15 protein-coding genes are annotated in these 14491 nt (G+C 46.2%); 3 read left to right on the top strand and 12 right to left on the bottom strand.

All coding sequences use genetic code 11. The annotated features are described in order from the left end of the window. Positions 1–4: 4 nt before the first annotated feature. The 3 genes from PAENI_RS07920 to PAENI_RS07910 all read right to left on the bottom strand — a co-directional run bounded on the left by PAENI_RS07920 (position 5) and on the right by PAENI_RS07910 (position 2298). Complete coding sequence (locus PAENI_RS07920; RefSeq protein WP_149644897.1) at positions 5–571, bottom strand: thioredoxin family protein; 567 nt, start codon at positions 569–571, stop codon at positions 5–7. Then, complete coding sequence (gene uptA / locus PAENI_RS07915) at positions 568–1182, bottom strand: undecaprenyl phosphate transporter UptA (RefSeq protein WP_042191826.1); 615 nt, start codon at positions 1180–1182, stop codon at positions 568–570. Before uptA ends, PAENI_RS07920 begins: the two co-directional genes overlap by 4 nt. Positions 1183–1539: 357 nt before the next feature. Next, positions 1540–2298, bottom strand: a complete 759-nt coding sequence (locus PAENI_RS07910; RefSeq protein ID WP_149644896.1) for an SDR family oxidoreductase — start codon at positions 2296–2298, stop codon at positions 1540–1542. A gap of 217 nt (positions 2299–2515) precedes the next feature. Between PAENI_RS07910 and PAENI_RS07905 the strand changes: the two genes are divergently transcribed. After that, a complete protein-coding gene (locus tag PAENI_RS07905; RefSeq protein ID WP_149644920.1) occupies positions 2516–2851 on the top strand; it encodes an autorepressor SdpR family transcription factor in 336 nt (111 codons plus the stop codon). A gap of 2 nt (positions 2852–2853) precedes the next feature. Then, positions 2854–3336: an SdpI family protein gene (locus tag PAENI_RS07900; RefSeq protein WP_149644895.1), complete on the top strand. Its 483-nt coding sequence runs from the start codon at positions 2854–2856 to the stop codon at positions 3334–3336. Positions 3337–3495: 159 nt separating this feature from the next. Here the strand turns inward: PAENI_RS07900 and PAENI_RS07895 are convergent, their stop codons facing one another. The 6 genes from PAENI_RS07895 to yyaC form a co-directional block, all read right to left on the bottom strand. Beyond that, on the bottom strand, positions 3496–5796 hold the full coding sequence (locus tag PAENI_RS07895; protein ID WP_262495553.1) for an O-antigen ligase family protein: 2301 nt from the start codon (positions 5794–5796) through the stop codon (positions 3496–3498). Between the two features lie 243 nt (positions 5797–6039). Further along, a complete protein-coding gene (locus tag PAENI_RS07890; RefSeq protein ID WP_149644894.1) occupies positions 6040–7230 on the bottom strand; it encodes a class I SAM-dependent methyltransferase in 1191 nt (396 codons plus the stop codon). A gap of 85 nt (positions 7231–7315) precedes the next feature. After that, positions 7316–8122: a PhzF family phenazine biosynthesis protein gene (locus PAENI_RS07885; protein ID WP_042191832.1), complete on the bottom strand. Its 807-nt coding sequence runs from the start codon at positions 8120–8122 to the stop codon at positions 7316–7318. Next, positions 8122–8793, bottom strand: a complete 672-nt coding sequence (locus tag PAENI_RS07880) for a DUF6483 family protein (RefSeq protein ID WP_149644893.1) — start codon at positions 8791–8793, stop codon at positions 8122–8124. Before PAENI_RS07880 ends, PAENI_RS07885 begins: the two co-directional genes overlap by 1 nt. Positions 8794–9093: 300 nt before the next feature. Beyond that, positions 9094–9900 carry an alpha/beta fold hydrolase gene (locus PAENI_RS07875; RefSeq protein ID WP_149644892.1) on the bottom strand — a complete coding sequence of 269 codons (807 nt, stop codon included), beginning with the start codon at positions 9898–9900 and terminating at the stop codon, positions 9094–9096. A gap of 90 nt (positions 9901–9990) precedes the next feature. After that, entirely contained in the window at positions 9991–10518 is a 528-nt protein-coding gene (yyaC, locus tag PAENI_RS07870) for a spore protease YyaC (protein ID WP_262495552.1), read from the bottom strand. 145 nt (positions 10519–10663) lie between these two features. On the opposite strand from yyaC, the gene PAENI_RS07865 reads away from it, so the two are divergent. Next, the gene (locus tag PAENI_RS07865) at positions 10664–10888 is read left to right on the top strand and encodes a DUF1128 domain-containing protein (RefSeq protein WP_042191840.1); all 225 of its coding nucleotides are present in this window, start codon (positions 10664–10666) and stop codon (positions 10886–10888) included. Positions 10889–10965: 77 nt separating this feature from the next. Here the strand turns inward: PAENI_RS07865 and PAENI_RS07860 are convergent, their stop codons facing one another. The 3 genes from PAENI_RS07860 to PAENI_RS07850 form a co-directional block, all read right to left on the bottom strand. Beyond that, complete coding sequence (locus PAENI_RS07860) at positions 10966–11970, bottom strand: asparaginase (protein WP_149644891.1); 1005 nt, start codon at positions 11968–11970, stop codon at positions 10966–10968. 365 nt (positions 11971–12335) lie between these two features. Next, positions 12336–13172, bottom strand: coding sequence for a sugar ABC transporter permease (locus PAENI_RS07855; RefSeq protein ID WP_149644890.1), 837 nt, complete (start codon positions 13170–13172; stop codon positions 12336–12338). Then, entirely contained in the window at positions 13169–14476 is a 1308-nt protein-coding gene (locus tag PAENI_RS07850; RefSeq protein WP_149644889.1) for a sugar ABC transporter permease, read from the bottom strand. Before PAENI_RS07850 ends, PAENI_RS07855 begins: the two co-directional genes overlap by 4 nt. Positions 14477–14491: the final 15 nt, after the last annotated feature.

Below are 14491 nucleotides of genomic sequence, written 5' to 3'. Positions count from 1 at the left end.
CGGTTTAGAATCCGGAAATCAGACTACGCAGTTCTTTTGCGATAACTGCCTGATATTCCGTTCCTTCCCCATAGGCTTGCCCCATGGCCTTACGCGCTTCTGCGATTTTGCTGTCGTAATCAGCGGCCTCACGGTCAGGATTCTCACGTTTGAACTCTCTCATTATACTCTGCACATGCTCTGGTCTAGGACCCCAATGTCCGAGCACATATCCTCCAGTGTCTGCAAAAATCACAACTGGGACAGATCTGCCACCCATGGTCAAGAAATCATCCATAAGCTCCGGATTCTCTTCCAAAATAAATACCTCTGTCTTCATTCCCGCCGTCTCCAGAATACGGAATACAGCAGGAACATTGCGTACTACGTCTCCACACCAATCCGCTGCTAGGATAAGTACCCGCAAATCGTCGCGATGGTTCAGACTTTCGAAATATTCCTTATCGCTCTCATCTTCCCAATTAAACTTCTCATACCAGGATTCAAAAGCCTGTTGATTCTTCGTCATACTTTCTACGAATTGGCGCGGTGTTAGGCCTTTTCCAAACTTTTGAGCTACATTCTGCTTCATTTTGTAGTCCCCTTTTTCTTGGATTTGTACCATTTAAACACAAAGTAAATGATGATCAGAGCGATCGCTACAAGTATAATTTCGTTGGTATACTTAGCTGCTACTTTGTCAATATCTTCCCATTTATTCCCCAAGGTCATACCCAGATATACAAACAAAGCACTCCATGGAATAACAGCAAGCGTAGTCAACAAAGTGAACTTACCTAAAGGCATTTTCGATATCCCAGCTGGAACGGAAATGGCATGACGAACAACCGGAATAAAACGAGCTGTAAAGATTACGCCAGTCCCGTATTTATTGAACCACTCTTCCGAATGGTCAATATGCTTCTTTTGAATGAAAATATATTTCCCGTATTTCTCCAAAACAGGTCTGCCACCATAACGACCAATCCAATATACAAAAATCTGTGCAATGACTCCGCCGATCGTACCGAATAATACGGCGCCAAAAAAATTAATATCTCCACTCCATACTAAAAAGCCACCGAAAGCCAGTACAATTTCACTCGGAATAACTTCAATCATAAGTCCGATCATAATCCCAAAATAACCAAGACTCTGAATCCATTCAAACAATGTTGAGATCAGATCAGAAATAACATGCAACCGTACTCCTCCTCCCTTTTCCGCAGAATATGGCTATGTATCTAGCATAAACATCTTTGGCGTCTATATAAAGACGCTTAGCGTTTAAACGAGAAATATAAGAACATAAAGTATAGATGCTAAACTTTTACTTTCTTATATTTTTAAATGCTCTGCCGCTCTGCTCTATTTTCCAGTTTCTCTTAGCCTATTCTAGCACAAGCAACCTTATCACATCTACTTACAGCGGCGAGGCCATTACCCTATATCGACCCTCTCTTAAAAAGAGTTAGAACAACCTGTATAACCAGAAAAGGTGTACACTTCCAGCAATGAAGATGGAAATGGACACCTGTTTGTCTAAAATGTATAAGCTGTTTAATAAGCGGTCCATCCGGCATCCGCCGTTATTACCGTTCCATTCACGAAGCTCGCAGCTTCTGAAGCCAGGAATAAAGCTATCGATGCGATCTCGCTGCTTTCCCCTGTTCGCGGCATTGACGCCATACCATCTCCTGCCTTTTGACTACCAAAAGCACTCAGATTAGACAAATCAATATTCGTCTTTACCCCACCTGGTGCTATAGCATTACAGCGAATTCCAAGCTTCGAGTACTGATACCCTACATTTTTAGTCATACCGATGACAGCGTGCTTGGAGGCAGTATAAGCCACTCCTGCACGTGATCCCTCTAAGCCGCCGATCGATGCTACATTGATGATACATCCACCTTCTTGTGCCATGAAAATCGGTAAGACCTTACGAATGGCTCTCATGGGTCCGGTGACGTTCACTGCAATTACGTTCTCCCATAAGTCGTCTGTGATTTCATGAGCCAGGGTCATTTTATCCATGATCCCCGCATTATTAACGAGAATATGAAGTCCACCAAATTGTGTACTTGCGGCATCAATCATTCGCTGAGTATCCTCTTCCTTCGAAACGTCTGCCTTTACAGGATACATAACCCCGTTGCCATGACCTTGTTCTGCCTTCTTGGCCACCGCTTCAACATCCCCCAGATGGATATCCGCTGCAATAACCTTAGCCCCCTGTTGGGCAAAAAGAAGAGCAATCGCTTCCCCAATCCCAGAACCCGCACCTGTAACAACTGCAACCTTATTCGTCAGCATCATATATCCTCTCCTCCGCTTTTATGTTTCGAACCATTCATCGAGTACTTGCCTACAGTTAGTATTAGCAAGGGCATAGCCTCAAACGGCGGTAAATCCAAAGATTCGGTGACAATTTCTTTCTCAATTAAAATGAGGAGAATACGCATTGACAGATAAGAATATGAATGGTTATTATATATTTAGACAATTATCTAAATATCGAAATGGTGGGTGGAATATGAATGAGTCTTTCAAAGCACTAGCTGACCCTACCCGTCGCCAAATCATTCGGTTACTAAGGGAGAAGGACCGAACCGCAGGTGAAATTGCTGATTTTTTCAACATGACAAAACCAAGCATTTCTCACCATCTGAATGCACTGAAGCATGCCGATCTCGTACAGGATGAACGAAAAGGTCAATTCATTATGTATTCATTAAATACGACGGTTCTCGAAGAGGTTCTTGGCTGGTTGCTCGAGCTTACAGGTACGGGAAAGCAAACGGAGACGGAAAGCAAATCACTGGACGGAAAACAAAGCCGTGGTATGGATTCTGAGAAGGAGGCTGATTGAAGATGAAGGATTTTAAATGGAGATGGCAAGATACACTAATTGTGATATTAGGTTTAGCTTCATTAGCTTATGCTTTAATCAATTATGGCAAGCTGCCACAGGAGCTGCCCGCGCAGTGGGGAATTTCGGGTAAAGTCAACCGGTATTGGGATAAAAACATAGCTATTTTTATGTTCGGAATCCTGGGTATTGTGCTTCCGCTGATCATGCAATTCACACGTAGCATCGATCCTAAACGGGAAAATTATAAGAAGTTCGAAAATGCCTATGCTATGAGCAGACTCGCTATTGGGGTGCTTTTTAATCTCATGCTCGTGCTCACGGTTGCTTACGGTCTGGGTAAAGATATCAATGTGGGTAAAATTGCTATAGGAGCCCTAGGAGTGATGTTTATTGCGCTTGGCAACTACATGCCACAGGTAAAAGATAATTATTTGTTCGGTGTTCGCACAGCATGGACGCTCTCTAGCCCAGAGGTGTGGTGAAAAACACATCGTCTTTCCGGAAGAATGTGGATGATCGGCGAATTGCTTATTTTGGGGGGAGCCTTTTTGAGCGGCGTCTTGTCTCAGACCCTTATTATTACAGCTCTTGTGCTTGTTATTCTCGTTCCTGTTCTATACTCTTGGATCATTTCACGTCAGTTAAAATCGTGAAGCAAGTACACTAAGCCGTCGACTCAGGTCGTCGGCTTGTTCTGTTATTTGGAACTTCCGGTCATTATGCTGCTCACCTTTACTTCCCTCGTATTCTGCCAACACTCTATACTCCCGCAGAAGCTCGTTCCCTGAGGCAATACAGCTTATGGCCTCCATTCGATTCCCTTCCGCTAACTTTTTCCGGCCCATCATAAGCATGCCTTCAATCCCTTTGACCCACTTAACAGAGTTGTATTTATCAAGCTGAATACTTCGCCGTATCCAATATAATGCAACTCCCGGATCATCACTATACATCCATCGTCTAGCCATTTCCCAGTTTAAACTTGCATTCTCCGGAGAATATTGCAAACTCTGCTGAAGTATACTCACGCTTTGTTCACCTGTAAGTAGCCTGGATAATGCTACAGCTGTTTTAGGAGACTGGGGATTCCACGCTAGTGATTGCTCTAGCAAATCTACCTTCACCGAGGGATCAACCGTCTGAACTGCTTGCCGGTAGTACCTCTCTCCTTGTGCGGAGTGAAGGGACAATACAAATAGCATGAGATAAAGGGAGCAGGCGACAGTGATGAATAGTCGGCGGGGATATGAAGGTGATAGATTCAAGGACGACGAGTGAGTTATTAGCGGGTTCGCGGATGCGAAATGAGTGGTGAGCAAACTTATGGACGTAAAGCGGGTATTCGCAGATTGATGTTTCTGCTCATATTCAGACAGGGCAAGTGCTGGCAGCCAAAAAAGCAGCAGCCAGATTAATCCGTAGCTCCAGTCAAAATCGACTGCGCTATGCAAAACGATAACCAAAAATGGCGGCAGCAGACGCGGCGATCTCTTAGCCAGCAGCCAGCCTGCTGCTAGCAGCATAAGCAGTATGGCTGCCAGGCCGACAAATCCTAGGTTCAATAGGATGTCGAGATAACCGCTATGCACTTGGCTGCCTACATAAGGGCGAGATTGGGCGGCGAGGTATGAACTCCGCCAAGTCTCGCCCCCGCGCCCCAGCCAAGGTGCCTCTACCGCCAGCCGCCAGGCGTCGCGGTAGAACAGACCACGCGCGGATACCGTCGATGACGGTCCGGTGATCCGCTCGCGCACGTGCAGGAGGACGGCGGTGCCCGCCGCCGTCCAACCTGCCGCCGTCAATGCCAGCATGGCGGCTCGGGCACTGCCCGCCGCGCTGCGCTGGCGGCGGCACAGCCATAGGCCGGCTAGCAACGCGCCGGCCCAAAGCCCGGCCAGCAACAGCAGGCCGGGCAAAGGATCTACCGCCAACCCGGCACGGGCCAGTTGGCGGTAGATCAGCGCCGCGGCGACCACGGGCGCGGCGCCAGCGGCAAGAAGCGGCGCGATGAGCTGCCGCTTCCAGAGCAAAACGGCGGCGCAGGCGCAAGCCGCCGTCAGCCACGCGCCGCGCGACTCGCTGAGGAGCAGCGCGGCGGCGTACGGGAACAGCGGCAGCAAGCGCAGCAGCGCGGCGGCCGTGCTTCCCGCTTCTCGCCGCTCCACTCCTGCGCACCCATCTCCTACATTTACGCTTACCTTTTCACTCCCATGTCCCCCCCCGGTATACTCTGTCCCTGTCTTTTCAGACTCTCGCCCAACACCACAACCTCCTGCTGGCGACATCCTCACACTCTTCTGAGGTCTTTCATAATAAGCAGCGATAGCAAACAGCCGCTCCAGTAGAAAAACAGCCATCACAGCACCAAAGGCATTAGGATATTCCATCACCCCTGCTAATCTGGCACCTGTAATGCTTACTTCCGATGAATTGCTGTAAGCTATAGCGAAAGGTAACTCTACCACCCCGCACACTGCCAGCAAAGCACTTATGCTTAAGAACATGCCCAAAATAGACCACGCAGCAATGATAAGCTGACGCCCCACCCGATTCAACGCGCAAAAACAAACCAAAAATGCAAAGCTAGCATACAAACCCCACCGTAATATTTCATTCATTGTTCCCAGTGCCGAAAGAGGATTTCTTAGCCAATGAATCAGATAGAGTGATAGAACTATTAAAGGTGCAGTCATCATTATTTTCAAAGCTCTACGTACTCCACTTGCTCCCCCTGCGCTACTTCTCCACTTGCCTACTCCAATGTAGAAATAAAGCAAAGCCGCAGAACACATCACAAACCATAGGGTCAGAAAGAGATACATCTCCTCTGTAAAAAAAAATCCACGCAGCAAACAAGCTCCTACTCCGGCTGTGATGACTAAGGCTGCACTAAAATATACGATTATTGAATCCAGACTCCGCTCTCTGTTAACGCTCCCCATTTAGATACCCCTATATTCGTTAAGTTATCTCTATCCTTTCCACATTTCCCCTTCGCAAAACTAGAATGTAAAAAGGACGATACCTCTCCACGAAGGAGCTGTACCGTCCCAATTCTCATCAAAAAAGCTTGATAGTTGCAAAAAGTGCAACTAACCTCTGATATTCGCTAATGCGTCCTAATGTAATTGCATAATGTACAACTATTTTTCGAGAATCCCGCCAGATGGGGAGAATTGCTCGAGCTACCCCTCCACCGAACTTTCACTCGGAAGCAGGTCAGCACATACGCGCTCAAGGTAAGGTTTCGCCCCTATAAAATCACGGAATGCGGTGTATTCACGCCATTTGACGGAGTTATCACCACCCGAGCTTTTAACTGCGCGGATTAAAATATTCTTCGGTGTATTCTCCATATCGATGAATTCCAGCAGCTGGCTGCTATAACCCATCATATCGAGCAATTTGGCACGGATAGCATCCGTAGCCAAGGCAGAGAAACGTTCCTTAAGTATCCCATGTGAAAGCATCGGACTCATTACTTCATTCTCAATCTGCGCGAACAATTCATGCTGACAGCAAGGCACAGACAAAATGACGGAGGCGCCCCAACGTACTGCTTTTTCGAGTGCAGCATCTGTAGCTGTGTCACAAGCATGAAGCGTTATAACCATATCTACCTGATCCAGCTCATCGTACTCGGCAATGTCACCCACAAGGAACTTCAGGTGATCATAACCGATTTTCGCAGCAAGCTCATTACAATGCTCAATTACATCCGCTTTCAAATCAAGTCCAATAATATTAAGCTCCCGCTTCTTGCGGACGGTCAGATAGTGATAAAGAGCAAAGGTCAAATACGATTTACCACATCCAAAATCAACAATCGTTAATGGCCGTCCCGTTGGCAGATCGGCAAGCACATCCTCAACCATCTCCAAGAAACGGTTGATCTGCCGGAACTTATCGTATCGCTTGGCCAGCACTTTTCCTTCTCTGTTCATTATGCCAAGCTCCACAAGAAATGGCACAGGTTCTCCATCCTCCAGCACATAACGCTTGCGGCGGTTGTGTGCCAGATCCGGCTCTTCTTTTTTACTTGGAGACTTGGTAAGGATGGATACTTTGAATTTCTTGCTAATCAGCACCTGATAATCCGCTTCCACCGTGCATAACAAGCCTTGGCGATATGATTCTCTAAATAAAAGGGTCATGTCCTCCGCTGCTAATTCTGCCGGTACGTTACGATGTTCAACCTTTGTACCAATATAGGACGCAAACTGATAATGCAACTTACCTTTTAGTTCGACAGGTTTAATCTGTACCTTCGTACAGGTCTCCCCTTTGTTACGTACTTGGCTTAAGGTAGCCATAATCAAGGTACGGTCATTAATCAGTTGTTCAATAAGAGCTTTTAAAGATTCCACAACGCACATCTCACTTTCGGGATTAAAAATGGAGAATCATTGTCTCCTAACCATCATCGTTCCATTATATCACGGCTCTACAAGAGTTATCCTATCAGGGCTTCACATGCAGCTCTCCACTAACAATAGTTATTGCTCGGCCAGACATCTTAATCTGATCTTTGCTTACCTCAAGTTGAAGTAAGCCTCCTCGTTCGGAAGCTTGATAAGCGGTCAACTGCGTACGGTTAAGTCGACTAGCCCAGAAAGGTGCTAGCGCAGTATGTGCTGAGCCTGTGACCGGATCCTCATTTACCCCCATCTTCGGTGCAAAGAACCGTGACACACAATCAATGCCTTCGATGGAGCTTTCTGCAGTAACCGCAAAGGCTCGCTCTTCAAGCCGGGATAAAGCCCCGAAGTCTGGGCTAAGTTCGCGAACTAGGGATTCCTGATCGAGCCGTACAAGTACATTGTCAGCATAGAGCATAGTTTCTACCACATTTTCTTCTGTAATACCAAGCGCTTCTATAAGAGCCGGAATTGTAGGAGAAGACTTAAGCTCATAAGGCGGGAAGTACAGTGAGATGAGGTCATCCGCACGAGAAGCTCTAAGCAACCCACTGCGTGTATAAAATCTAGCTTCCACCTCTGGATCCAGCAATCCCACCTCCCATAATATATGTGCACTCGCTAGAGTAGCATGGCCACATAAATTAACCTCAACCTTGGGCGTGAACCAGCGCAGACGATATCCATCATTCTCCGGCCAGAGAAATGCCGTCTCTGACAAGTTCATTTCTGCTGCTGTCTTAAGCATAAATGCCTCGTCGACTGGATGCTTCAGCAAGCATACTGCTGCCGGGTTTCCTGAATATGCTTTTCCTGCAAAGGCATCGATAATAAATAAAGGGGTATTCATTAGGCTTCCGACTCCCTTCGAACTTCTGTGATCCGGCGCCACTCTTTCCATCCTTGTTCCACTTCATGGATAGGAAGAGAGCCTTGTTCCAATTCTTCCGGTGATTTAAGCAGCAGCCCTCTGTACAATTCATCACCTTCCAGTGAGACATCTTCTCCCTGCTCCCATAGTCGATACAGACTGTCCTCCGCTTTACTATAATGTCCGATTGACTCCATATAATCTAGAAGCAGCCGTTCCGTCTTGGCTGGAAGCCGATACGCTTTGACTTCCTCCAGGAGTTCATTAATATCCTCCGTCATTTGCAGCATTTCTCGATCAGCGCCGTGCAAATCTGCGTACAAATATAAATGCAGCGATCTCATACTTCTGAATAGTGCCGCGTCATGATCGCCATTTGCAGCATAAATGCTGCCCTCTTCCTTAAGCAGCTTAGCTACACCTTGAAGCTTATCTGACTCCAATACACCGTTAAACCGGAACATATCTATAATATCTTCTACAGATAGTGAATTTAAAAGACGTGAGTTCAGCGGAAAATGTCGGTTCAATAGCTCATCAATTTCCCATAAGGCTTCCGTTGTCTTTCGCTCTTGCTTCAGCGTTAGAACCTTGGCAACCATCGCCGTCATATCTTCGATCATTCGGACAATATAGTCTCTTCGGAACATGAACTTCCCCCTTTTCCATACTGTAACTGCGAAGCTTTTGTATCTAGGTATTATATGTGTTTTATTCATTTATCTTAAACCATTGCACTACGCTATGCCACTAAAGCAATTACGGGAAAAATAATGACTAGAATCCTTCTACTTATTGACATGAAATGCCGTTCCTCATTGGCGGCGTAACAACCATAGCTATCTTTGCCGGATTGGGAATCCGTAAATTTCAATAGTCTCCTAAAAAAGAGGCAGCCCACGCGTTACTTTGACGCGGAGCTGCCTCTTTTTGAATTATTATTTCAGCGATCACGAATGGCTGTTAATACTAACCGTAGCTTGGGTGAATTCCTTGATAACCTCAGCTAACCGTTCAGGAGCTTCAAAGAGGCTCATGTGGCCCGCTCCAAAAATCGTAGCTTGCGTTATATTTGGTTTATCCGAAGTAAAGGTGCGCTCCGCAGGAATCAGTCCATCCTGCTCGCCAGCAACAAGTAGTACCGGCAACGTGGTTGCTGTGATCACATCACGCCGATCCGGACGCTCGCGCATCGCCAGTGCAGCTCCCGCTGCTCCTTGTGGAGGCGTTTTGTAACCAATTTCTTTAGCTCGCTCCAGCAGCTGTGGTGATGCAGAAGCGGTTGCTTTAGCAAAAATTCCTGGGACGAAGCTGTCCACAAAAGGAGTAATGCCTTCATTTTGAATCCTGCTGACACTTTTCAATCGATTCTCCCGAGCTTCTTCACTATCCGGATATGCAGTAGAATGGATTAATCCGAAGCCCTTCAATCGAGAGGCATACCGCTGCGCGAACGAAAGTGTAATATACCCACCAAGAGAATGTCCCAGCATGGTGCATTCAGAAATTTCTAGTGTATCTAACAAGCCCAGAACATCGTCTGCCATTTGTTCAATAGTATAAGGGCCTAGTGGAGCCTCTGAAGCTCCATGACCACGTAAATCGGGAGCAATCACTCGGTAGTCGCTGCTTAAGATGGGAATGATTTGTTCCCAGTATTCAGCACTTCCGCAAAAGCCATGCAGTAATACAATAACCTCGCCTTTCCCCTGATCACTGTAGCAAATATTGCTTCCGTCACAACGTACTCTTTCCATGGCTGCTTCCCTCTTTCCAAATTACTAAGATATATTAACTAATATCTATTATTAAGCAAAACAGCTCTCCTTGAAACCGGCATCCTATTCTTAACGCCCAATTCCAAACCCTTTTGCTGCTGCGGCGGCAATTTGTTCGGCCATAACCATAACTCTATGTAGTGGAGTCGTCTGCAGCGTCCGATAGGGCTTGGGACCATTGATATCTACAATCGCCGCCAAGCTATAATGCCCCACTGCGGGAAGGCATACCCCCACCGATTGTGCTGGCTGAAGCGGCTCATTCGAAACGAAGTAATATCCAAGAGCTATTGGAGGTCCTAGGCAAGCATCCACAGCAATAATGATATGCTCAGATGGAAGCTCAGTGACTCTGGCCACCAAATTATCTGCATCGCAAGGAGATGGCAACGTACCGATTACGTGTGGAAAGCCATATTCCAGAAGTTTGCTGCCTGTTAGTGGACCGAGAGCATCACCTGTAGACCGATCCGTTCCGATACACAGAAAGGTAACTTTCTTAGCTGAATGCAGCGCTGCAATTTCCATAAAAAAGGACACCAATCCTACATCGTCCATTTTGCTTCGTTTACCGCTTCCCTGTTCTCTAATTGCCAATACCTTTCCTCCCTTCGATGATATTTTTTGATTTCATGCCTTTAATTTAACATGATTTCTGTGAGCCCGACAAAAAAATGGTGATCAAGCTCACAATCATGGTAAAATACATGAATCAGTGTACAGAGAGGATGTTAATAACCCTATGGATTTAACACAACCTAGTCAGGAAAATGTTGAATATATGATCGAGGCCATCAAGAACAAACTGAAGATGGCAAGTGCTGCTGCAATGCAAGCCTCCGCTTTTTCAGTAGATAAATATGAAGATATCTTCGATGTCTATGAGGTAGCCATGGGCAGCGATAGACTCAGTATTTCTCAGGTGGAAGCGCTCGTCTCCGAACTCGGCCGTCTACGTCAGAAATAATTGTTCTTCGTTTACAAAAGGAGCCCCTCGCTGCGAATCCGAGATGGATGCGCAGCGAGGGGCTCCTTTTTAAGTTCCTATTTCATGAAATGAAGCTGAAATTCTGTATCTGCATGACCTACCCGTGTACCACCATCATTGTAGATCACACCTGAAAATGCATTACGCAGCTTTTCCAAAGTATTTTTCTGACTGTATCCAATCTGATCTAAAATCCCCTGTACAATAAGTCCCCACTCTTCTTCTGATCCATCCAGAATCTTGAAGGCAATGCCCAGTCGCTCGCGGCGCAACCCGAAGCAATATACGCCTTTAAATCCACCCTTAGCAATAATATTTTCATCTTCCAAAAGGATTGAATCAAGGCGACCAGACCCAGAAACCATCTCCGGATGAGCATTCATGGCCGCAGTGATCGTAGTGACCGCTCTGCGAGTTGCCTCGTCAGCAATTAAATCAGGATTGGCTAATTTCAAATACGCAGTCGCCAAGGCTGTCAAAGGCATGGCAAATACCGGCAGACCGCATCCATCCGTACCTAGACCAATACTGTCTGGTGCTACACCAGCCATATAAGCAATCGTATCTATAATTTCACGCTGAACCGTTTGCTCCGGCTGAGAGTATTCTTCAAGTGGTAGTCCTTTGAGCTTACTATACGATAAAATCCCCATGTGCTTGCCCGCACAGTTATGATAGAACTTTCTTTTGCCCGCGCCGCGAATGGCATTCTCTCTACTCGTATAATCCAGTGGATAGCTAGTGGCACATATCATTTGTTGCTCATCGATCCCAATCTTGGAGGAAATACTCTCTAGCGCGGCAACATGGTAGCTCTCTCCTCGGTGAGAAGCAGTCATTAGGGCAACCTCTGCGGGTGTAAAACCATAATGCTCCACGATTCCTCCACGAATGCCTGGGATAGCCTGAAGTGGCTTGGCCGCAGAACGGGTAAAGGATACAAACTCAGGATCACCTGCATAGCCCTTTACGTTCCCGTGTTCTCCTACGATAGCAATATGTCCGCTATGGACACATTCCAGCAAATCTGACCGATATTCTCGTACTAATACTGTTTCCATGGTAACTCTCCTCTTTTCTCTTTGCTGCTCTATAACTCACAAGGATTTATTAGGATTCTACATTTAATAAATGCTAGAAAATAACCCCGTGCTCCGGGGATTTTTTGTACATCACAAACTCCCTTAAGTGTTAGTTCCATGAGGAATTCTACTCCTATTTTCATCATTCTTCAATCCTCTCCACACCAAGAAGATTTTAGAAATCACACAAAAACAATTCCATCAGCAATAAATCCTGAATGACAGGAACATAAATGAAGCTTTTAAAATTAAAAAACCACTCCCGCATCAGATTCTTGCTCTTCTGAAAAGGAAGTGGTTTTTATAGAATTCAGTACTGCTGTAGAGTGGGAGCGCAAATCGAATTAACCCTTACTTGCACCCGCGGTCAGACCGTCCACCAGGAACCGCTGAAGGAAAATGAACAGTAGCGTGACCGGGAGAGCAACCAGCACCGCTCCGGCGGCGAACAAGGTGAATTCGGTCGAATTGCTTTGATTCACCATCCGGAAAAGCCCGACAGCGAGCGTTCTCGTCTCTTCCGTACGCAATACAAGGTCCGCGAATATGAAATCCACAAAGCAGCCATTAAATATCATAAGACTGGCATAGGTAAGCATCGGTTTGGACAGCGGGATCATTATAGATAGAAAAACTTTCATATGACTCGCCCCATCCATCCGCGCAGCATCTTCCAGACTTTTAGGAATAGTATCAAAAAAACCTTTAGCCACAAACACATTGGTGATAATGGCGCCACTGCTGTATACAAGCACAAGTGCCCAATGGGAATTAAGTAGCCCAAGCGTGTTCAGCAGCACGTAAACTGCAATCATAGCCATGAATCCCGGAAACATTTGCAGAACTAGAAGCGCGGTCAGTGTCGTTTTTCTGCCCGTGAACCGATAGCGAGAGATGGCATACGAAGTCAACAGCAGCAGAAAAGTGCCAAGTAGCGTAGACAGCGCTGCAACCTTTAGTGTATTCATGAACCAAATCAAATATTTAGTTTGCTCAAACAGTTCCTTGTAATGAATGAACGTGAAATTTTTAGGAATCAACGAGTCGCTGAACAAACTGTTTCCCGTCTTAAATGAAGACATAATAATCCAAAACGCTGGAAAAAGACTAATAAAACTGAGCACAATCAGTAGAAAATGGCTTCCAATCGTTTTAAACGCTTCTGTCAGTTTTGGCTTCATGCAATCATATCCTCCTCTTTGTAGGATCGCGTTCGGCGGTAGCTCCAGATGGAGAAGGTCGCGACCAGCAGGAAGATGACAATCCCGATTACGGAAGCAAAGCTGTATTGCGATTGGTTAAGCGCCAGTTTGTAGAGCCAAGTCACCAGCAGATCGGTATGGCCCGCGTACTGGTAATTCGGATTAACCGGTTCTCCGTTGGTCATCAGGTAAATGACGTTAAAGCTATTAATGTTACCGGCAAACTGCATGATCAGGATTGGAGCGGTCGCGAACAGCACCATAGGCAGTGTAACCATGCGGAATTTGTAGAATGCCCCAGCTCCGTCCACTTCAGCAGCTTCGTACATATCCCTTGGAATCGTTGTCAGTACCCCAAAGGCCAGAATCATAGTAACCGGAATTCCGATCCACATATTAGTCAGAATTACGGTGACCTTTGCCCAGAAAGGATTAGTCAGCCAGGCCACCCCCTCCAATCCCAAAGCTCTTACATAACTATTGATCGGTCCGAACTGATTATTGAACATATTACGCATGACGAGCAGAGAAATCATATTAGGAATAGCAAAGGGAACGATCAGCAGTGTACGCCAAAGCTTTTTCCACCGAACACGGGGCTGGTGAATAAGTACAGCGATGAGCACACCTCCAATGTAAGTCGTCGCAGTAGCAATAATCGCCCAGATCAGTGTCCAAGTCAGCACTCCGCCGAAGGTTGAACTCCATACATCCAAACTTAGCATTTTATTAAAATTACCGAACCCCACCCATTCTACTAGATGCGCAGGCGGTAAAATCGGGTCGGCATAGTTCGTAAACGCCAGTAGCACCGAAAAAACAAGCGGCAATATCGTCAGAAAAACCACTGCCACAAAAGGAATCGCTAGTACAAGATAGGCGAAGTTTCTACGCCCCATATGTCTGAGCGATTCACCGAATGAATGAATGGGCTCATTCCGGTCCCGCGCAGCTCCAACTAGAAAGGCATCCCTGATATTCAGTAAATGAAAAGCTGTATAAAACAGCAGCGCCAGCAATGACATCAGACCATTGATCATCATAAAAATGGAGTGATCGCCCTCCACCATCCGGGTTAATTTACCTACCTTGACCATACGGCTTGGAAATTCACCAAGTGTGATCAACCCCCGCAAATACCCCATTAGATCATGAGCAATAAAATAGATTCCAGCAGACCCCACCAGCAGGAATACTAATCCTTTCAGCCACTGTCGATTGAAGAACTGGCCCAGTCCCGGAATAATAGCCGAGAGTAGCGCTGCACCTGTTTTTTTGTGCATAGCTCAAATCACCTG

It is taken from the genome of Paenibacillus sp. B2(2019), assembly GCF_008370385.1.
In the GTDB taxonomy this organism is placed as follows: Bacteria; Bacillota; Bacilli; order Paenibacillales; family Paenibacillaceae; genus Paenibacillus_AQ.
Note: the sequence above shows the minus strand (reverse complement) of the source record. Positions and strands in the feature narration are given on the sequence as shown.